Here is a 19,404-nt window from a genome sequence, read left to right on the forward strand (position 1 = left end):
TCATCTTCTGTGTCGCTTAGTGAAAGACGGCCTTGGCGCCGTCATAGACAGCCAGCCGCTTGAACGCCGCAAAATCCGGCGTCAAATCAGGGCGGTGCGTTTTAATTGCCGTAATCAAATGCTCCGGGTTGAGCGACGGATTCTGCGCGGCGATAACGGCGCGCAGCAGCACGCGCCCGTCGCCTGTGTCTTCAAAGCTAATATCCCCAATTGCGGGGATAATGTTCACCTCAGCCATACCCTTTTTTGTCTTTTTCGTTATGACGAGTTCCTTCGACGCAAAAAGCGATGACAGCGCCGTAAGAGACTCTGCCGGAACACCCGCGTCATAATCGAGGTATCCTTCAACGGCAACCCACGCAAGCGCCGCAAACTTCGTTGCCGGCTCATAGGCTTCCAGCACCCGAATACCTTCTGGCATTTGCTGATTCAGCCGCATTGGCAGCGCCGATAAATCCTCGCTGCAGCTGAGCTCGGCATCCAGAAGCTCCGTCACGCTTTCAACGCCGACAGACAGCGGCAGCGCAAAGGACAGATACGGGTGCGGGTTAAACCCCTCCGTGTGATGCAGCGGGACGCCCGCCCTGATAAACACGCGCTGGAATGTCCGCATCAAATCCAGATGTGACAGGTATTTGCTGCGGCCCATTTTTGCAAAAAGAAGTCTCACTCTAGCCATCGCAGCGCCCTCCCGTCAGGCTTGACGCCCCGCAAGCCGTACAGGCCGTGCGGCAGTCCGGTGACAGCTCGGCGCGCAGCGCTTTTTCATATTCCCCATAGAGGAAAGCCTCGCCGACACCGGCAGACGTGACGTGCCACGGCAGCACTTCGCCATATAATCGCTCTCTGTTTGCATAAAACGCCGGGTCAAGACCGGTTGCCTCAAAGGCCTTCTGCCAGCGCTCAAAGGAGAAATACTCTTCCCAGGCATCCAAACGCCCGCCGTTTTGGACGACATGCGCCAAAACCGCGCCGATGCGCCGGTCTCCCCGCGCGAGAACAGCCTCGATAAGGCTTGTTTTTGCGTCATGCCAGTTGTAGACGATGGCTCTGGCGCGCATGGCGTCGCGCAATAGCGCCACGCGGCGCTCATATTCCGCCATTGTCACCTGCCCCGCCCACTGAAACGGCGTGTGTGCCTTCGGCACGAAGCAGGACGTGCTGACCGTCAGCCGGACGCCGCGGCTTTTATTTGCCGCGTGCTGCTTCCAAATGCCGAGCACCTTGTGCGCGAGCTCGGCGATGGCGACAACGTCGGCATCCGTCTCGGTCGGCAGGCCAAGCATGAAATAGAGCTTCACGCTGTTCCAGCCGCCCGCAAAGGCAATGCGACATGTCTGCAAAAGCGCCTCTTCCGTGACGTTTTTGTTGATAGCGTCGCGCAGGCGCTGGCTGCCCGCCTCCGGGGCGAATGTGAGGCCCGATTTGCGCACCTTCTGCGCCTTGCGCATCAATTCCATCGAAAAGTTGTCGGCGCGCAGCGACGGCAGCGACAAGCTCGCTTTGCGCGGCTCACACCAGCTGAGAAGCCCGTCGCACAGCGTCTCCAGTTCCTTGTAATCGCTTGTGCTCAGCGATGAAAGCGTAATTTCCTCATAGCCTGATTTTTCCAGCCCCTCGATACCCATTTTTGTCAGCTTGTCCGGGGCGCGCGCACGCACAGGCCGGTAAACGTACCCCGCCTGACAGAAGCGGCAGCCGCGGATGCACCCGCGGAAAAGCTCTAATACAACCCTGTCGTGGACGATTTCCGTCGACGGGACGATCGTTTCAGCCGGGAAATACGCGTCATCAAGGTTCTCAACGATCCGTTTAACGACAGGCAGCGGCGCACCGCCGCACGGCGTGATGGCACTGATTGTCCCGTCGCCGCCGTATGCGACGTCATACAGGCTCGGGACGTAGACGCCGGGAATTTTGGCGGCCAGCGCCAAAAAAGCCTGTTTGGTCAGTCCATCCTTTTTCGCCCGGCCGTACGCCTCAATAACTTCACCATTAACCGTCTCACCCTCGCCGATAATGAAAAGATCGATAAAATCGGCCATCGGCTCGGGGTTATAGCAGCATGTCCCACCCGCGATGACAAGCGGCGAAAGACCCGGCCTATCGGCACGGCGCAGCGGTAATCCGGCAAGGCGCAGCATGTTCAAGACGTTTGTGTACGCCAGCTCATACCCCAGCGAAAACGCGATGATATCGAAGCTGCCGACAGGATCACCGCTCTCTAACGCGAAAAGCGGCAGTCCGGCTTTTTCCATAGCCTCTTCCATGTCACCCCACGGGGCGAAGACACGCTCGCACCAGACGCCGTCCATTTTATTGGCGACGGCGTATAAAATCCGCATACCGAGGTTCGACATCCCGATTTCATATGTGTCCGGAAAACACAGGGCCACGCGCGTCTGGACGCGCTCTTTATCCTTCATAATTGCGCCGTACTCCCCGCCTGTATAGCGGGCCGGCTTCTGAACTGTTTTTAAGATTCTCTCTAATTGTCTGTTCATTCACACACATCCGACATTTTTTCCCTTTGATTGTACCTGAACAGAGCCCGTCTGACAATAGCTGATTAACAAACAGACCGCAACAAGCAGCAGCGTAAAATTCACGTGTGTCCGGATAAGAAGCCAGACACCGGCCACCAGAAGGAGTCCGATGATACCGCAGCTGAGGACGCAGGTCAAACGCTCGGCCGCTAAAAGCCCGCGCTGCTGTGCCGTCAGCGCGTAAATCATCCGTCCGCCGTCAAGCGCCTGCACCGGCAGGATGTTGAACGCGCCGTAAACGAGGCTGAGACCCGATAAAAAAAATAATGCCCGGCAAGACGGCCCGAATTGAGAGGCCAGGAAGGCCAGCAGAAAGCTTGCCATCGGCCCGGCGGCCGCCGTGATAATCTCATGACTGTAAGACAGACGCCCGTCACAGCGCATATCACCGCCCCAGATATCCAGCCGGAGACTGACGATGCGGTGCTTTAAAAAGCGGAGCGCCGCGTAATGCCCAAGCTCATGGCAGGCAACAGCCACAACAACCGCCAGAAAAAAAGCGCCGTCATTGAATAAAAAGATAGACGCGAGCGCTAAAAGCGCGCCCGCACCGACCGTGACGCGTCCGACTGTCACCATGTCACGTAATATTCAGGATTAACAGACACGCCGCTGACTTTGATTTCAAAATGCAAACACGTATCCGTCGCGTTTCCCGTCATGCCGACGGTGGCTATGAGATCGCCTTTTTTAACAGCCTGTCCGCTTTTTACATTAATTTTGCCGCAATGGGCGTATAGCGTTTCAATATCACTGTGGCTTAAGATCACATAATTGCCGAGCGTTGCGCTCTGTCCGGCGGCGATCACTTTGCCGTCGGCAAAGGCGACAATGCTTGTCCCGGCGTCTGCCGCGATATCCGTTCCGTAATGGAATTTGACCGTGTTGTCCGTCGGGTGCAGGCGAAAGCCAAAGCCGGAGGACACAACGCCGTCTACCGGCTTTGTATAGGATATGCCGAGCTTCGGCATATCGTAGGTAACGCCGGCCGGAATCGCATAATCGGAATACTGCTCCTGACTCTGCACAAAGGCCGAGATGACAGCGTTCGTAAAAGCCTCGCTTTTGCTCGGCACTTCTTTTGTCTCCCCGCTGCCATCCGTTTCCGCAAAGGTTTCAACAGTGCCGCCGTCACCCGTCGTATCGTCTGCGCTGCTCTTTCCGTCCGTCTGGCTTGGGGCAGCATCGTTTGTCGCGCTTGGCGCGGGAGTCACGCTGTCCGCCGTTGGTGCTGTGCCTGAAAAGGCGTATGTCAGCGCCTCACCGAGCGCCGCTGTGAATTTTTTATCACCGCTGATGCCTTCGCCGATGGCCGTAAAAGCCGCTTTATAGTTGACGACGGCGTTGAGCTCGTCACCGACCGATTTCATCGCCGACGGAAAAAGCAGCTTCACAGCGGCGGCCACGACAAAAATCCCGGCGCAAACAGCCAGCTTGAAAACGCGTCTGGCCGACCTGTCCGACTTTGATATTTTAAACGACGAGCGGCGGCGGCGTGCCGCGCTGTGCCGCCCGTCATATGTCCTGTACCGTTCCAAAGTCACACCCCCTGTGGGGTAATTATATTCAGATTTGGCCAGGCATATGCAATTTCTGGGATTTGGGATGCGTTTTCCGAAAAGCGTCGCTAAAAACGGCGATAAAAACCCCCGGCATAAAACCGGAGGTTTAATGGCGCCAGTTATTGCAGCTTCCCAACGACCGGAAGGCCTTTTAATACATCGGTGCCGTGCGGGGCGTTTTGAATGGCTGCCGTAATATCTGTGCCTGCCATAATGCCTTCATGGGTTCCGCTACGCCACACATTCACGCTGCTCACGTCATAGACGATGCCGAAAGCGGCGACATAGGCTGGATTGCCGTTTTTCCCGTTATATTTGCTGAGTTCCGAAAGCGTAAAGACTTTTTGCGTCGCTGGTGTTGCCGTCGCTGGTGTTGTCGTCGCTGGTGTTGTCGTCGCTGGTGTTGTCGTCGCTGGTGTTGTCGTCTTTGTTGTTGTATCCGCCGTTGTTGTTGGCTTTGTTGTCGCTGTTGGCTTTGTTGTCGCTGTTGGCTTTGTTGTCGCTGTTGTCGTCGCTGTTGTCGTTGTATCCACCGTTGTTGTCGTTGCTGGGGTTTGTGTTAGATTCGAAGCACTCGGCTGTGATTGAGCCGTTGTTACAGCACCGTCCGTTTTTGTTGCCGTACTGGCCGTGCCCCCTGCACACCCCGATATAACCGCGGCCAAAATTGTGATGATCGCTATGCCGATGAGTAGCTTGCCTTTCATAAATAATCTCCTTTCCATGTCGCGTCAAAATGATGCTTCAAAGAGCAGACCTGCAGGTTGCTTGGTGGGAAACATAAAATCCGAGATCAGATGATTCACACTTTTTCTATATGTTTTGTAATTATATCGCGTGATAATTGCCGATTAACGAACAAAATTAGAACATATTATGAACAATCCCAGATTTTACTTGTGCACACAATGCCAAAAAAAGCGGCAGCTGTTGCTGCCGCTTTTCATTAATCTAAAACCTTCCGGCGCGGAGAATCGCATAGAATACTCAGGGTAACAGCAACCCAACGCCTGCATCTTTGCTTCATGCAGACCATGAGATGCGTACAGTGAACTAATAATTTATTTGAATATCATGGATCGACCCGACCACTTTTTCAATCTTGTTGATACCCTTTTTAACCTCGATAGACCCGATATCCGTCTGAATCGTTCCATTAAATGTCGCGTCCAGAAAGTAGTTGCCCGCGCTGTCTACAAGCAGCAGAACACTGACTTGCTGCGTCGCCGGTTCAACAATCGTTTGACCGCCGTCCTGGATTTGGATTGTAAAATGCCCGGACCCCGGCACCGATAGTGCTGAGGTATTCTCTTTCATGACCCCATTAATCCTTACATCGTAGCTCTTCGTGAAGGACACCTGAATCGGCGCGTTTTGATAAAGGTCTTTTACAACGTCAAGTTTATTATCCAGAATATTTATTAACCGGCTGACATTTGGGATGGTATCATAGCCCTGCATATATTTATCGCCGACTTTAACACCCGTTTCATTGATGAGCTGCTTGATTGCTTTTCCGGTCGCATCCGGGTCCGCTTCAAGAATTTGCGCAAGTATTCCGGCCATCCTGGGCGCTGTGCCGGAAACACTCCCGACTTCCGACGGAGTGCGGTAATAATCCTTGTCGTAACGGTCATACATGAGTACGCCGTCAGGTCCGAGCGCTGTTTCTTCCCATGAACCACTCCTGCTTCTGAATTGATTATCCAGCGTCTCCGCGGACCAGAACCAGCTCACCAGAATGCCGGAATCGCATAAGGAGCGAATGGCCTTTTTAATACTATCGTTCGTATTGTAATATGCTGCGAAGCTCATGGACACAACGTCCACGTTCAATTCTTTCGCTTTATATAAGGCGTTTACGATATCCTGGGCATCCTGTCCTTCAAACGTGCCGTTAAAAGGCCCAGTTAAAATTGTATAAACCGCCGCGTCGGGGGCAACATCAAGCAGGTCATTTAGCATCTCCTTGCCGTGCGAATAAGCGCCTTTTCCATAAAAGTTTTGATAACCGAAATTCTTGTCTTCAGAAACAACATATTGCGCCTTGACTTTATCCTCCAGTCCTTTTAAGTCAAAATTATGATCAATGATGGCCACCTTGACGCCTTTTCCGGTATAGCTGCTCAGATTTAAGACGTCCAGAATCGCCGGGTCGTCGTCGTAGCTGTTGAAAAGCAAATGGGCGTCTAAAACCATGAACGATACAGGTATTCTTTTATTGAGATCCTCTCTTGGCTGCACGAGACTGGTGTTTTCTTTGCTGTGGCGGGCGATATAGCTTTTCATATTCATCGCTTTCATATCCTTGTGCGTTTCAAGGAATATGGCGAATACGCCAGCTGCGACATTCAGCGCCTGATCATTCCAATCCATTATATATAAGTCGGCGACCGGCGCATAATCGTAAAGAATATTCCACGGGTTAATCGAACCGGCGTTAAACATGCCGCGGCCAACCTTGATAATATTCGGCTGCGTCAGTTTTTTAACCGCTTCGAAGTGCGCGCTGTTGTCTATGACGGGCTTGTCCCGAGGTGCCTCCGTATAATAATCAATGGTCACCAGGAATAGTGTATCAGGGTATTTTAATGCCAGTTGGTCCATGTCATAGTTTTTCCAGAGGTTCCGCTTAATGGAGACAATGTCATAGCCGTCAAGGTTTTCCGGCAATGACGTTACCATATCAAGCTTTGCCGAAGGAGCCAATTTTGTGAGCATCGATTTATCCGCATTTTGTTCGCTGTCTACAACCAGAATGTCAACGCCTTGGCCGCTTCCCCGCGCAACAGCCTCCTCGATCCGCATTAAAACAAAGCTAATTCCCACATCATCATATATGGGATAAAGGGTATCCGTGAGCCCCATCTTTTCCATAAGCTTTTTTTGCGCCGCGTCCTCGTCAGATTCTTTCAAAACGAGTGAAATAGTAAAGTCATTTGGGTTGTTTTCAAATTTAACGTCGTATCCGAACGGCTCCGTCAAGTATCGAAGTGGTATCATCGTCCGATTATTGAGCGTTTGCGCTTTGACATCCATTTTTTGCGAAATGCCGTTGACCGTCATCAAGTCGCTGCCGATTTTGAATATGACGACGGTCTTTGCGTTGCTCACGACAACCTCATTTATTGACGCTTGCCAATTAACGTTGAAATCAAATTCCTCCGTTAGGCGCACGGGCACCATGGTTCTCGAATTGATGAAAACAGGCTGCTGATCCGGAAACGATACCTCGCGCCCCATGACGATGATATGAATGGGCTTGGCAATTTCCTCCGCCTGGGCCTTTGGCATTTGCCCAACACTATGTATCATAAGGACTGCGATGACGAAAAATGCTATACATTTAATTCCGATGGTGTTTTTCATGATGCAGCCCCCTAATTACTCTCTCTGTTTGCATGCACCTCTGGTAGAATTAGCATTAATATCATATTAATGTATATTATTACATTTTTCAACAATATATTTTAGAGCTATCCCAGCCCAATTACGATCATAAAAAAGCCGCATGGTCCTAACGGTCACTTTCCTGCTCGTTTTATCGCCGCTGTTAAAAGCCTCTTGAAGTCCGGCGCCACTCTGTTTGCCGTCTCCTGCACCTCCTCGTGCGTCAGCGGCGTTTTAGAAAGGCCAGAGGCCATATTCGCGACGCACGAGATACCGCAGACCCTAATCCCCATATGCCGCGCCGCGACGGCCTCCACCGCCGTCGACATGCCGACGATGTCGGCGCCAAGCGTGCCGTAGGCCCGTATTTCTGCGGGCGTTTCAAAATTCGGGCCGGAAACCTGAATATAAACGCCCTCCTGCATACGGATGCCAAGCGCGTCGCCCGCCGCCAGCACCGTCTGGCGCAACACAGGGTCATAAACGGCGCTCATGTCCGGAAAACGCGTGCCGAGTTCCTCGATGTTCGGGCCGATAAGCGGTGACGGTACGCCCAACACGATATGATCACGCAGCAGGACGAAGTCGCCCGCCGAATAGGCCGTATTAATCGCCCCGGAGGCGTTCGTTAAAAAAAGCGTCTTGGCCCCCAAAAGTACCATCAGGCGGATCGGCATCACAACATCCGACAAATCATACCCCTCGTAGTAATGAACGCGCCCCTGCATTAAAACGACGGGTACGTCCCCGATATAGCCGAAGACAAATCGGCCCCGGTGCCCCGGTACGGTGCTGACGGGAAAGCCGTCAATTTCCGCGTAGTCAAGCGTTGAGACGACGTCGATTTCCTCGGCAAAAGCGCCGAGGCCGGAGCCGAGGACCAGCGCTACTTTTGGGACAATCGAAGTCGATCCCTTCAATATTTTCAGCGCTTTTTCAATTTTTTTATATGTTTCCAAAGCTTTTCTCCTTTTTGGCACACCGGTCGGCCGTCAAGCCGTCCGTCATTTTAATCTTATTTTAATCGTCATTTTATCATTTATCTATTTTTTTTCAACTCGATTCGGTCTATAATGTCATTAATGACCGTATTTCAACAAATAATTTGACTGGAGTGTTCAACATGTACAGCAGACCCATTTCGCCGAAAAGCCGAACCGTCGTCCTGCTGCTTGCCATTCTTCTTGGTTATCTCGGCATTCACCGTTTTTACGTCGGCAAGGTCGGCACGGGCGTCCTATGGCTGTTGACCGGGGGCGTTTTCGGCATTGGCTATCTCGTTGACGTCATTATGATTATTGTCGGCTCTTTTACGGACAGCGCAGGCCTTTTCGTCATGAGCTGGGACAACTGATTTAAAAAGCGCCTCGGCTCTTAGCGGGGGCGTTTTATATGATTTTATCCGGCGCTGCCAAATGCAGAAACATGTGTAAAAACTCTTGACATGAATCCAAAAGTGTTTTATGCTACTACCTACGAGTCAAAAGACTCATCCTATCGGGGTGTGGCGAAGTTTGGTATCGCGCATGGTTCGGGACCATGAGGCCGCGGGTTCAAGTCCCGCCACTCCGACCAAAAGCAAGACCATCTATTGATAAACAATGTTTTTCAGTAGATGGTTTATTTTATATTGTGAAGTGCGGTGATGTGGTAATGGAAGACAAGCTCATTGCTCCCTGCGGGATGAATTGCAGCTTATGCATCGCTTATCAGTTCATGGAAAGAGACTTAAACAGCAAGGGTTTTCACAAGAAGTATTGCCCCGGCTGCATTCCAAGAGGGAAAAATTGCACGCATATGGGCGATCAGTGCGACTTGCTTGGAAAAGGCTTGGTGCGGTTTTGCTTTGAATGCAAAAAATATCCCTGCAAACGGCTAAAATCACTCGACACGCGCTACCGCACAAAATACCACATGAGTATGATAGACAATCTTGATTGCATCAAAGAAGACGGCATGCAAACATTTCTTCAACAGCAAGAGGCGCAATGGCGCTGTCGTACGTGCGGCAGCCCGATATGCTGTCACAACGGGTTATGCTTGACTTGCAATGTCGATATTCTGCAACAAAAGAAAAAATATCGTTGGGGTGAGGCGTAGACTGATGGACGGTATCCTGAGTGCCACTTGACATTTTTTGGCTTTCACCATAAGATGGATTCGGATTTTATTTGTCTTATTGGAGGTCTATCACCATGAAAATGACAGCGTTTAGGGTTTTCGTTTTACTCTCTGTGGTTGTCGCGGTTGGCCTTTCTGGATGCGCCGCTTCGATCGGCACAAACACGGCAAAAAATGAGCCAACAGCTCGGGCACAGCTCATAGCTGATGCTACCCTATACGAGAAATACGGTTTGTCAATCGCCATCCCCAATGCATACGCCGACCAACTGCTTGTGTTCACCGAGTCAAAATGGGTTGACTCGGAAAACAAATCTCTGATTTCCGTATATGAAAAAAAGAGCTATGAAGATAGTCAGAAGGAGAATGGCGACGCTTTCTATATGGGCTTTTTGTTCTCCATCGTGCGCTATACACAAGCGCAGTATGAGCAGTATTTGTCCTCCGACGGCTCTGGTCTTTCGTTTTTTTCAAAAGACGCTGAATATTATTATGGGTGGGCAACGGCGACGGACGTACAGTTTTACCGCTCCGGCGGCGTTGTGAATACAGAATCCAGCGATTGGGAAGCGTGGGTTGACCTATGCGAAAACCTCTCCGCAATCAAAAACGATTTTACAGCGCGCAATAACTTAACCCCCTACAGCGACGACGAATTCTGGGACAGAGACTTTACGTATGACGGCGCGCATCTGTATCTGACCTTTTATCCCTACGCTAATAATAGGCGCGATGCCGAGCAGCAGGGTATCAATTGGCCGGATGTCTCGTATACGCTCGTCCTGTCTCAACCCGTCACACAGGGGGAAGCTGGTATCTGGTGCGTTGAGCGCTCGTATGACACGACATACGGCAACCTGTACATCGAGTTTCCGGCAACCAGCCAACCGGCGGCGGCCTATTACGCCGCGCTTCAAAAAGCAGCAGATACCGGCACAGACACTGCGCTGCTCGACCCCGTTTCTGCCGCAGTTTCATTTGCCAAAACGAAATTTGACTATGCAACGGTGACGGTCGACAGCTTCTCACCAGTAAACGGTGAACCAGCCGGTAATGTCTTACGGCGCTGTAACGTTGTCTTTGACGACATGGGAACACTGCAAAAATTGACAAACGAAAGCGGTAAGTCCTACTTGTCAAAAGCCTACGGCGTGCCGAGCTATTACAATGGTCCGCTTAGTAATTATACAGGCTCCAGCCTGTATCCGATTTTATGGATTATAGCACAAGCCCCGTCGTCGATTTCAGGCAACGCCGTGATCTGCCGCAACAGCGGCGGGGAAAAAACACTGACGTTCTATAATCAGGACAGCCTTTTGTGTGTGGAAACGGATGGAACGCAGCGCTGGTATAAGCCCGCGTATCCATATAATAAATCTCCTTACGACCGAATGCTCAGCTACTATGAGGAATTCCAAGCCGCTGAATAATTTCCGGCCGCCACTGTTTCCGCAACAAAAAAGAACAGGTTTTTACCTGTTCTTTTTACGTCAATATCTATAATTGCCACTCGATTTGATCAGCACGCTTTGATTTCCAGCTTGTCCACGCGCTTTTCAAGCGAACCAATACGACTGTCTAATTCTTCCTGCTTATCATGCGTTATCTGATACCCGTCAAAAAGCGCATCCAGCTTTTTTGTCACATCGTTTTCGATTTTCAATTCAATCCGAAGCGTCTGCCGGTCGAGCTGCTCTTGAACCCATAGCTTTTGCTCATGAATAACCGCGTCTAAATGCTCGTTTTGCCTTGCCAGCATCGCCTCAAAACGTGCGTCCTGCTCTGCAACCCGGTTACTGGTATCTGCGTTTTGCTTGGCCAGCAACGCTTCAAAATGCTCATCCTGCTTAGTAATGCGTTCATCGGCATGCTCATTTTGCCTCGCCAGCATCGTCTCAAAACGTGCATCCTGCTGTGCAAACCGTTTTGTCTGATCGTCAATCAGCTTTTTTATCTCTTTAAAGAGCTCGTTACTGTCCAAGATAATCGCCTCCAAGGCGATTATATGCCGCTTTCCATTTTTCGTCAAGATAGATTCAGCGGCGCGTGAATCCCGCGCCGCTGTATGATGCCGGTATCATACCTTGCCCTGTGCCGCCACAGCCTCGCGGATGTCTCCGGAGAAGTAGAGCGACCCCAACGCACAGACAATGCCGTCTTCCCCCGCCTGACGAATGGCCGCCGATACGCCCGCCGGAATCGTCGCGCAGGCGGTCGTCGGCTTGCCATAGGGCGCGAGAATATCCCGCAGCCGCTCGGCTTTCATGGCACGCGGGTTGTGGGGCATAACGGTGACGAAGGCCTGTGCCAGCGGCACAAGCAGCTCTGCCATCGCGTCAACATCCTTATCGGCCATGACGCCCATGAGGAAAACGATCTTTCGGCCGCCGAAATGGCGGGCAAGGCTCTCCGCCGTCGCGGTGAGGCCATGCGGGTTATGCGCACCGTCGAGGACAAAGACGGGCGCTTTTAAAAGCACCTCAAAGCGCCCCGGCCAGCTGACTGCCGCAAGCCCTGTTTTGATATCGTCGTCCGTTATATGATACCCCTTCGATCGCAAGCACTCAAGCGTGGTGATTGCCAGCGCCGCATTATTCGGCTGATATGTGCCGACGAGGGGCAGACGCAAATCGGTATAGGGCTTCATGTCAAACGTCACAGCGTCAAGCCCGAAGTCACGGACGGTCAGGCGTGTAAAGTCGGCCTTAATCAGACGGGCGTTTTTATCACGGCACGTCTGCTCAAAAACAGCCTCAACGGCCAGATCGCCGCCGTAGACAACAACGTCGCCGCCTTCTTTGATGATCCCGGCCTTCGCCTTAGCGATTTCCTCAAGTGTTGCGCCAAGCTCCGCCACATGATCCAGGCCGATGGCGGTGATAACGGCAACCTCCGGCGTGTCGATCACATTCGTGGAGTCGAGCTCGCCACCCATGCCAACCTCCAACACAACGAAATCGCATTGCTGCTCCTTAAAATACAGCATTGCCAACGCCGTGATGAGTTCAAATTCCGTCGGCGGGTCTGCCATCGCGTCGGCAAACGGACGGATAACGTCCGTCAGCCGCTCCAGCTCACTGTCAGCAATGTGCGCCCCGTTGACCTGCATCCGCTCATTAAACCGCAGGATGTACGGTGAGGTGTACAGACCTGTTTTATAGCCGGCTTTCCGAAGAACCGAAGAAAGGCATGCCGCCGTCGAGCCTTTGCCGTTCGTCCCGGCTATATGAATAAATTTTAAGGTCTTTTCCGGATTGCCAAGCGCTTCGAGAAGCGTTTTTGTCCTGTCGAGGCCGGGCTTGCTGCCCTGCCATTTGACACTGTGGATGTATTCGAGCGTTGATTCATAACTCATTTGATATCCTCCAAACCTTCACGGCTGTAACAAACCGGGTCTCACTGCTATGTCAAATATTTTTTGGCAAAGGGAATCCGGCGCAGCGCGACGACGATCAGCCAGCTTACCACAAAATCCAGCACTGCAATCAGCGGGACGGAGAAGGCAGCATTAAAAGATAGCGTTGTCAGCCCAAAGCTGTAAACGCGCTCGGTGACAAAGGCGTGAACAAGGTAAATCCCCAGTGTGCACGCGGCAAGACTTGTGATGCGCTTGACAGTTTTATCACCCAGACGCAGGCGAGGCACTGCTTTCTGAAACAACAGGAAAACGCCGACGCTTAAGAAGAACACCGGCAGGGACATAAAGTCGTACATCAGACCGTATGTGACCCCGCTGTCCTCCGAACGAAGCGCCGTGATAAAAACCGTCGCCCCCGCCCCAAGCAGGCCGAGCGCCGCCAAGGCGACTGTGGCGCGTCGGCTGACCGGATACGTCCCGAGATAATAACCGAGCAGAAAATAGCCCGCGTAACCGCCGATGACGCCAAGCGGTATCCTGTCTATAAGTTCTTTCACGGCTTCCGGTATCTGAAGAAGCATCAGCGCCGGTTTCAGAACAGAAAATAAAAAGAAGAGAATGATCGCATATAAAACGAGATTTTTGTCCCGTTTTTCGGTCACCGCGCGCAGAATCGGCACGGTGAGATAGAGGCCTATGAGCATCGGCAGAAACCAGAGGTGATAATGCCCCCGCGCAGCTGTTTCCAGAAAATCCAAAAGCGCCGTCGGTCCGACCGGCGCGCCGCGCCAGATAAAATCGACAAAGGCGTAAAAAAGCTCCCAAACAGCCCACGCGATGGTGATTTTTAAAAGGCGTCTCTTAAAGAGCTCTTTAAATGTGAATGGCTTGTCCGGATTTAAATTCATCGCCCCGCTGATCATGACGAAAACCGGAACGGCAAAGCGCGCCAAACCGTCATATACATTAAAGGCCTTCCAGGCCGTGCTGGCAACGGAAACGCTGTATTGGTTCGATGCGCTGACATGGATGATGATGACGGCAAAACATGAAATAATGCGCAGCAGGTCGATATAGAGAAGGCGGCCGTCTACCCGCTTGCGTTCTGTAGATTGTTCCAATTGTGTTAACCCCTCATTGGCATTACAAAGCTTTATCATTATAAACAGACAGGACCTGAATTTCAAGGCCGCAGGGTGCTTTATTATTATGTATTGTAGCTTATACCTATTTCAGGCGTTCTGCGATGTCTTCCTGCTGTATGGCGATAATCGTCTGATAATCGGTATACGTCACCATACCGGGGCGGGCGCCCGGCATTTTTTTAACGTGCTTGACAAGGGTGTAATCAACAGGTATTTTACCGCCGCCACGCCCCTGTGAAAACCATGCTGCCAGAGACGCTGCCTCTGAAAGTGTTTGGGCGTCCGGTACTGCCCCATGCGTTGAAATGACAACGTGCGAACCGGGGATTTTCTGCGCATGAAGCCAAACGTCGCTTTTAAAGGCCAAGGCGTGCGTCAGCGCCTCATTTTGGACGTTGTTGCGCCCAACAAAAATATCGAGACCCGACGACGATTTAAACTTCATCGGCGGCAGTGCAGTCGTCTTTTCTTTTTTGTTTGTTTTTTCCCGCTTAATATAACCTGTTAAAACAAGCTCACGCCGGATTTCCTGAAGTTCGCGCTCGGAGGCGGCGCGTTTGAGCTCGTCAAGAACGGTTTTCAGGTATAAGAGTTCCGTGTCGCCCTGCACTATCTGCCCCGTCAGAACCTTTTCGGCATTTTTCGCCTTTTGATAATCCCGGTAATAACGCGCCGCGTTTTGCTGCGGTGTCTTTCGCGGGTCAAGCGGAATGTTAACCGTCCGCCCATCCGGCGCGTAAAAGTCCACTACTGTCACACTTTCGTCGCCTTTTTGGACGGCATAAAGGTTCGCCGTTATCAGATCACCGAGTTCACGCAGACGCTCGCGGCCTTCTGTTTTCTTGAGTTCTTCCCGCTGGAGCGCCAATTTGCGGACGAGGCGCTCATACGCCGTCGCGGCTGTTTTATGGAGGGTTTGCGCGCGCCGCGTCAGACGTTCGGCCTGAGACCGGCGCGTATAAAACGTCTCGAGCAGCTCGGAAAAGCCCGCCATTTGGCGCATTGTCGCCACATCGCCATATTGGCTAATTGCCGTGTAGGAGAACTCCAGCATCCTGCCGTCGCGCCCGACAACGAGAACCGGCGTAAAATGCCCCGCCGCAATAGCAGCTGTCAGCGCGGCAAAAGACGCGAAAAGCAATTTGCCCCCGTCCCAGTCTGTGACAGCGCCGAGACGCTTGTCCGTTTCACCATAAGACCTGTTCACAAGCTCGCGCGCCACGAGCGGCGAGAGGCCGTGAAACGTTTGAACGAGCCAGACGTCGGCCTCTTTTTCTGGCGGTGAAGCCTTAAAAGCGGCAAAAAATGCGTCCCGCGTCATTGACAGCGGATCGCGTTTATCCTGCGTGGGCGGCAGGCTGTAATAGAGCCCCGGTAATACGGGCCGAACAGGAGACATTACGCCGTCAACACGCCGCAGGCAGTCTATGATGAGGCCGTCTCCGGTCGTCAGAATGATATTTGAGTGCCGTCCTATGAGTTCCAGAATCAAATGCTTTTCCACCGCTTCGCCAAGCGCGTCCGGCGCGTCAACCCGGAGATCGACGACGCGCTCCAACGGCGCCTGCGTCAGTGAAACAATTTTTGCCCCGGCTAGATGTTTGCGCAGCAGCATGCAGAACATTGGCGGTGCCGATGGGTTTTCAAACGAATACTCCGTAAGATGAACGCGCGCATCCTGCGCTCCAGCCGAGATGAGCAAACGGCGGGGCGCGCCATAGCCGCGCAGCGTGAGTAAAATCTGATCGCGCTCCGGTTGCTGGACTTTGTCGATTTTCAGGCCTGTTACGGCGTGCGCAAGCTCTGAACAGAGCGCCGTCAGGCAGAAAGCGTCAAGCGGCATCGCTATTCTCCCTCGCCGTTTTCAACGATGCGCGCAAACAAATCGTTGAGCCTTTTTGTTTCACCTTTGGCGTACAGATAGCCGAAAAGCGCCTCAAGCCCTGTGGCGGCGTGGTATTCCTCTTGCGTCGCCCCGCGCGGGATGGTGCGCACGCGGGTGTTACGGCCGCGTTTAAAAACGGCGGCCTCCGCCGCCGTCAGCTCCGGCATTATTTTTGCCACCGCCCGTGCCTGCGCCGGTGCGGCGACAAAACCGACAGAAGCCTTGTGCAGGCCATGCGCCGTCGCCCGGCCGCTTAAACACAGCCACGAGCGGATCATTAGGCTGTAGACGGCGTCACCCAGCTGTGCCAGACCAAGGGTCGACGTCTGATGCAATGCATCATCCGATAATTGAATTGACAGATAGTCCGTCATGCTAACCTTCTCTCTCTTTTTACGCCGTCGGCTCCGGCCGAAAGGCCACAATATTGAAGACGTTCCCCAAAATGATAATTATGCTGCAGATATAAATCCAGAGCATCAGGATAATAAACGACGCGAGCGACCCGTAAACAACGGGGTAGTTGACAGCCAAACCGATCATCCTGGAAAAGACAATGCTCACGCAAACGAGCAAAACAGCTGCAAGCGCGGCACCAGGCAGGCGATGTTTTCGTTTTGTCTCCTTCGGCGCCGTCACTCTGTAAACGAGATAAATCATCGTCAAAAGAAGCCCGAACAACAAGGCAAAGCGCAGCCACTGCCAAATATCCAGAAAAGCGCTTGTGCCGATGCTGCGCTCCAAATGCACCAAGAGCCATTCCCCGGAGACGATGACAAGGCCGGAGACGATGATCACGAGCAAAAAGCCGAGTGAAACAACAAAATTAAAGAGAAATCCCCAAAAGCCCGAAAAACGCGCGCGGCCCTGAATGTCGGCCATAATTTTCATCAGGGTGCCGAAGGCTGTTGCCGAAGACGTGAAGGTGACAAAAACGCCGATCAAAATCATCAACGCCGATTGATTCTGGCCGACATAGCGAAGATAGCCGGTGATGACGTTTTCAACGTCCTTCGGGATGAGCTCTTTTGACAGCCAGAGAAGCCGCTCATCTGTCATATGCAGTGTTGACATCACAGCCCAGATACAGATAAGCGCCGGGAATATGGATATGGTGATGAAATACGACATAGCGGCAGCAGAACGCGTGACGCGCTGCTTTGCAAAGATATCCGCCATCTCAACAACGACACGTTTAAAATGTTCCATGTGACACCTCGTTAAAAAAACAGGGCGAGCACGTTATTGCCCGCCCCGCATTTTCAATCACTGCGCTGCCTCACAGGTTATCTTATTTCGAGTTAAAAATCTTGAAAATCGTGTCGAAGGGGTCTTCCTCAACGACCGGCTCCGGCGCCGGTTTCGGCTCGACGGCTTCTTTTTTCTCGGAGGCTTCCGTGAAAAGCCCGGGCGTCTGAGCCGTCTTGTCAAAAACGGAGACAGGGGCAACGGCGCGTTCCGGTTGCTTTTCATCAAAACGCGTGGCGATAACGGTCACGCGGATTTCATCGTCCATCGTCTCGTCAAACGTTGCGCCGAAAATGATGTTAGCATCGGGATGGGCGGCCTCTTGGACGAGACAGGCGGCTGCCTCAACGTCCTCCAGACCGATATCGAGCGAACCGGTGATGTTGACGAGTACACCACGCGCGCCGTCGATCGAGGTCTCCATCAGAGGGCTTGAAACAGCAGCGCGGGCAGCGTCTTCCGCCTTGCCTTTTCCGGCGGCATGTCCGACGCCCATGTGGGCAAACCCGGCGTCCTTCATGATTGACGTGACATCGGCAAAGTCTAAGTTAATAAAGCCGGTATTTTTAATCAGCTCCGAAATGCTGACAACGGCCTGCTGCAGCACATCGTCGGCAATGGCAAAGGCGTTGGCAAACGTGAGCTTCTGGTCGGTTGCAAATTTGAGGCGGTCATTCGGAATGATGAGCAGTGAGTCGACCTTGCCCAACAGGCTTTTGATTCCCTCTTCGGCCTGCTGCATGCGTCTTTTCCCTTCAAAGCCGAACGGCTTTGTCACAACACCGACGGTGAGGATGCCAGCTTCTCTGGCGATATCGGCAACGATGGGAGACGCGCCCGTTCCAGTCCCGCCGCCCATGCCGCCGGCGATGAAAACCATGTCGGCGTTTTCAAGCGCCTTGGCAATATTATTGCGGCTTTCCTCGGCGGCTTTCTTGCCGACCTCTGGGTTAGACCCCGCGCCTTGACCGTGCGTCAGCTTCTCGCCAATTTGAATCTTCTGGTCAGCTTTCGAGACGCCAAGGGCAGGCTTGTCCGTATTAATTGCTATAAACTCAACACCCTGTGTACCGGCCTCAACCATTCTGTTGACAACATTGTTGCCAGCGCCGCCAACACCACAGACTTTGATGACGACGACGTTGTCCGGACCACTTTCGAGTGCAAAAGACATATTTCAATCCTCCTGTATTTGAATAATTCTTTCAGCAGGCAATTTGTTTCCATGAAGCATAGGATTGCCAGAATCACCAGTCATTTTCATAAAAAAACAATATTATTCACTATTGTATCTCGATTTTTTGCTCCGGTCAAGAGTTCACATAATATTAATTTCAATATTCAGCCAGTTTTGAGGGTTTTTTTGGGCATACAGGCGTCACGCGGGACTGAATAACGCGGGCCTGCTGGAGAGATCAATCCGCCCCCTGTCGTCAGGCGAGAGCTGCGCGACAATGTCCGAGAGCATGGCAAGCTTATAGTCGGCATCCTCGCCGCTGCCCATCACAACGTTAAAACAGCCGAGATAAGACAGGCTGATATTTGCGATGCTTGTTATATCAAGCGTTTTAACATCATTCGATATACCCGCGTTATTCAGCGCCGAGAGAATATTTGTTAAATACAGGAGCTTTGTCTTGTCACCGTCGGCAACGGCGATTTGACGGCCCGGTATTAACGCCGTCGGCGTTAGGCCGCTGATCTGGATTTTGAGCGAGGCGTTATACGCGTCGGTCTTCTCAAGCACGCGCCCTTTCTGATCAATGAGCCACCAGATCCCCTGATCGCTGATGACAGCAAGCGGCTGGCTCTCCGTCACATGGATCACAATTCTGTCCGGAACGCGCTTTTCAATCGTCACGTCAGTGAGATACGGGAGATTCGTCGTAATCAGAGCCGCGGCTGATGGGGCGTCAATCAATATCAGATTGCTGCCTTTTTGGATACCGGAGGTAGAAATGATCTGCTCGGCTGAATACTTCTTCGCACCATCGACCTCAATGCTGGATACGCGGAAAAAGACGCTTGACCCGATAACGGCAATAAAGACGACGAGTAAGACGGCAATCGGGCCGTAAACGGCAGGCGCTTGCCCGCGATGCTTTTTCTGTTTTTCCTCCGGCATGTGCCTGCCTCCCTTCAAATCTTG

At 52.3% G+C, this 19,404-nt stretch carries 18 protein-coding genes and 1 tRNA gene; 4 read left to right on the forward strand and 15 right to left on the reverse strand.

All coding sequences use genetic code 11. The features are described 5' to 3' along the window. Positions 1–16: 16 nt before the first annotated feature. The 7 genes from IZU99_06545 to IZU99_06575 form a co-directional block, all read right to left on the reverse strand. Positions 17–679 (reverse strand): DUF2344 domain-containing protein, encoded by a 663-nt coding sequence (locus tag IZU99_06545; protein ID UOO36931.1) that lies wholly within the window; start codon positions 677–679, stop codon positions 17–19. Beyond that, a complete protein-coding gene (locus tag IZU99_06550; protein UOO36932.1) occupies positions 672–2,504 on the reverse strand; it encodes a TIGR03960 family B12-binding radical SAM protein in 1,833 nt (610 codons plus the stop codon). The genes IZU99_06545 and IZU99_06550 overlap by 8 nt, the downstream gene beginning before the upstream one ends. After that, positions 2,505–3,125: a hypothetical protein gene (locus tag IZU99_06555; GenBank protein ID UOO36933.1), complete on the reverse strand. Its 621-nt coding sequence runs from the start codon at positions 3,123–3,125 to the stop codon at positions 2,505–2,507. It lies immediately after the preceding gene. Further along, entirely contained in the window at positions 3,119–4,084 is a 966-nt protein-coding gene (locus IZU99_06560; protein ID UOO36934.1) for a M23 family metallopeptidase, read from the reverse strand. Before IZU99_06560 ends, IZU99_06555 begins: the two co-directional genes overlap by 7 nt. A gap of 143 nt (positions 4,085–4,227) precedes the next feature. Beyond that, positions 4,228–4,815: a hypothetical protein gene (locus IZU99_06565; GenBank protein UOO36935.1), complete on the reverse strand. Its 588-nt coding sequence runs from the start codon at positions 4,813–4,815 to the stop codon at positions 4,228–4,230. Between the two features lie 346 nt (positions 4,816–5,161). Then, entirely contained in the window at positions 5,162–7,477 is a 2,316-nt protein-coding gene (locus IZU99_06570; GenBank protein ID UOO36936.1) for a hypothetical protein, read from the reverse strand. Between the two features lie 155 nt (positions 7,478–7,632). Further along, positions 7,633–8,457 carry a purine-nucleoside phosphorylase gene (locus tag IZU99_06575; protein UOO36937.1) on the reverse strand — a complete coding sequence of 275 codons (825 nt, stop codon included), beginning with the start codon at positions 8,455–8,457 and terminating at the stop codon, positions 7,633–7,635. 164 nt (positions 8,458–8,621) lie between these two features. Between IZU99_06575 and IZU99_06580 the strand changes: the two genes are divergently transcribed. The 4 genes from IZU99_06580 to IZU99_06595 all read left to right on the forward strand — a co-directional run bounded on the left by IZU99_06580 (position 8,622) and on the right by IZU99_06595 (position 11,049). Continuing rightward, positions 8,622–8,852, forward strand: coding sequence for a TM2 domain-containing protein (locus tag IZU99_06580; protein ID UOO36938.1), 231 nt, complete (start codon positions 8,622–8,624; stop codon positions 8,850–8,852). A 144-nt stretch (positions 8,853–8,996) separates the two neighbouring features. After that, positions 8,997–9,073: transfer RNA gene (locus IZU99_06585), tRNA-Pro, on the forward strand. A 78-nt stretch (positions 9,074–9,151) separates the two neighbouring features. Next, positions 9,152–9,598 carry a DUF3795 domain-containing protein gene (locus tag IZU99_06590; protein ID UOO36939.1) on the forward strand — a complete coding sequence of 149 codons (447 nt, stop codon included), beginning with the start codon at positions 9,152–9,154 and terminating at the stop codon, positions 9,596–9,598. 95 nt (positions 9,599–9,693) lie between these two features. Continuing rightward, a complete protein-coding gene (locus IZU99_06595; protein ID UOO36940.1) occupies positions 9,694–11,049 on the forward strand; it encodes a hypothetical protein in 1,356 nt (451 codons plus the stop codon). 89 nt (positions 11,050–11,138) lie between these two features. Here the strand turns inward: IZU99_06595 and IZU99_06600 are convergent, their stop codons facing one another. From IZU99_06600 to IZU99_06635, 8 genes are all read right to left on the reverse strand, one after another. Beyond that, the gene (locus tag IZU99_06600) at positions 11,139–11,600 is read right to left on the reverse strand and encodes a hypothetical protein (GenBank protein ID UOO36941.1); all 462 of its coding nucleotides are present in this window, start codon (positions 11,598–11,600) and stop codon (positions 11,139–11,141) included. 96 nt (positions 11,601–11,696) lie between these two features. After that, on the reverse strand, positions 11,697–12,974 hold the full coding sequence (locus tag IZU99_06605) for a bifunctional folylpolyglutamate synthase/dihydrofolate synthase (protein UOO36942.1): 1,278 nt from the start codon (positions 12,972–12,974) through the stop codon (positions 11,697–11,699). A gap of 47 nt (positions 12,975–13,021) precedes the next feature. Further along, positions 13,022–14,098 (reverse strand): acyltransferase family protein, encoded by a 1,077-nt coding sequence (locus IZU99_06610; GenBank protein UOO36943.1) that lies wholly within the window; start codon positions 14,096–14,098, stop codon positions 13,022–13,024. A gap of 106 nt (positions 14,099–14,204) precedes the next feature. Beyond that, the gene (locus tag IZU99_06615) at positions 14,205–15,965 is read right to left on the reverse strand and encodes an NFACT family protein (GenBank protein UOO36944.1); all 1,761 of its coding nucleotides are present in this window, start codon (positions 15,963–15,965) and stop codon (positions 14,205–14,207) included. 2 nt (positions 15,966–15,967) lie between these two features. Further along, on the reverse strand, positions 15,968–16,381 hold the full coding sequence (locus IZU99_06620) for a ribonuclease III (GenBank protein ID UOO36945.1): 414 nt from the start codon (positions 16,379–16,381) through the stop codon (positions 15,968–15,970). 19 nt (positions 16,382–16,400) lie between these two features. Beyond that, complete coding sequence (locus IZU99_06625; GenBank protein ID UOO36946.1) at positions 16,401–17,216, reverse strand: YihY/virulence factor BrkB family protein; 816 nt, start codon at positions 17,214–17,216, stop codon at positions 16,401–16,403. Positions 17,217–17,298: 82 nt separating this feature from the next. Further along, complete coding sequence (gene ftsZ, locus IZU99_06630) at positions 17,299–18,429, reverse strand: cell division protein FtsZ (protein UOO36947.1); 1,131 nt, start codon at positions 18,427–18,429, stop codon at positions 17,299–17,301. Positions 18,430–18,633: 204 nt separating this feature from the next. Next, positions 18,634–19,380 (reverse strand): FtsQ-type POTRA domain-containing protein, encoded by a 747-nt coding sequence (locus IZU99_06635; protein ID UOO36948.1) that lies wholly within the window; start codon positions 19,378–19,380, stop codon positions 18,634–18,636. Positions 19,381–19,404: the final 24 nt, after the last annotated feature.

Source organism: Oscillospiraceae bacterium CM, assembly GCA_022870705.1.
In the GTDB taxonomy this organism is placed as follows: Bacteria; Bacillota; Clostridia; order Oscillospirales; family Oscillospiraceae; genus Sporobacter.